The following is a 1,321-nucleotide window of genomic DNA, read 5'->3' on the forward strand; positions in this document are numbered from 1 at the left end:
GGTGAGGGCAGAGGCGAGCAGGCTGATCTGTGGGTTGCCGGGTAGGCCGGTGAGGAGCCGGTTCGCGATCTGCTGTGCCCGTTCCGGGGTGATCGGCTGGCGGGGGGCGGGGAGTTCGATGGTTGATACGGGTGGTTGGGACGGGCGTAGCTCGGTCAGGGCTGCCCGGATGGCCGACATGGTGGTCACTGAGCCGTCGACGATGATGGTCCGGTCCGGGCGGGGGGGTAGCACCGTTTGGGTGGGTTCGATCCCGGCGTGGAGGTGTAGGACGTTGTCCTGCACGGTCATCGAGAGGCCTTCGGGCATCGCGGTGACGTGGGGCGCTTCGTGGGCGAGCGGTGGGCGCATCGGTACGGTCGGTGCCGGGGGCGGCGTCGGGTCCAGCACGACCGGCGGTGCCTGCGGTTTCGCCACTACCTGCGGTGCCGCCACGGCGTCCACCGGCGTACCCGGGGCCGCTTCGTGCGCCGGGGCAGCTGGCGTGGCCAGGGCAGCCGGCATGGTTCCCGCCGGGTGCTCACCGGGCGCCGGGTCGGGAGTCCGCACCTCGGTGCCGGGCGGTTGTTCGGGCCGTGGCTTGCGAAGCACGTTGTGCGGCGCCTCGGTGGGGTTCCCGAGCACGTACTTACCGTCATGGCCCCTGGTGATGATGCGGGCGGCTCTCGCCTCCGCGCCGGGCGTCTGATCGGGCTGTGGCTTGCGAAGCACGTTGTGCGGCGCCTCGGCGGGAGCCCCAAGCACGTACGTACCGTCATCGCCCCTGGTGACGATGCGGGCGGCGTTCGCCTCCTCTGGACCGCCGACCCCGGCACCGGCACGCGTCGCGGGCTTGCCACTGCCCAGCGTGCGGCCCGGATCGGACCGCTCGCCCGCCGCGTCGGCGTGGGTGCGGGCATCCCGTGCCATCGCGGCGGCACTGCTCTCCGCGGTGCTGCGCGGCTTGACGAAGGTCAGCGCGCCGTCGTCGGCCTGCCCCGCCGATCCGTGAGACGGGCCGCGGCCGGACAGGCCGCCTCCCCTCGAACCCGGAGCACCGCCTCCTCCCGAACCCGGGGCGCCGCCGCCCCCGCCGAACGAGTGGCCACCGGTGGGTCCGGCACCGTCCATGGTGATCGCGCCGGACTCGGGGTCGAGTCTGATCTGGTCGGGAGTGATCGTTCGTGGGTTCGCCGGAACGAAGGTGCCGTCCGGCAGCATGCGCAGCGAGTCGAGCCCGTTGCCGCCGCCGGCCATCCACCGGTCGATGGAAACCGACCGGCTCTGCGTGCCGATCTCGACCACCTCGAGCGACGTGGCCCGCACCTTCACCGGCTCTACC

At 72.7% G+C, this 1,321-nt stretch carries 1 pseudogene; it reads right to left on the minus strand.

The window, feature by feature from the left end:
- Positions 1–1,305, minus strand: a pseudogene (locus KBX34_RS32975) (hypothetical protein); the annotation flags it as partial.
- Positions 1,306–1,321 lie beyond the last annotated feature (16 nt).

Source organism: Micromonospora sp. M61 (assembly GCF_018070245.1).
GTDB classification, from domain to species: Bacteria; Actinomycetota; Actinomycetes; order Mycobacteriales; family Micromonosporaceae; genus Micromonospora; species Micromonospora zamorensis.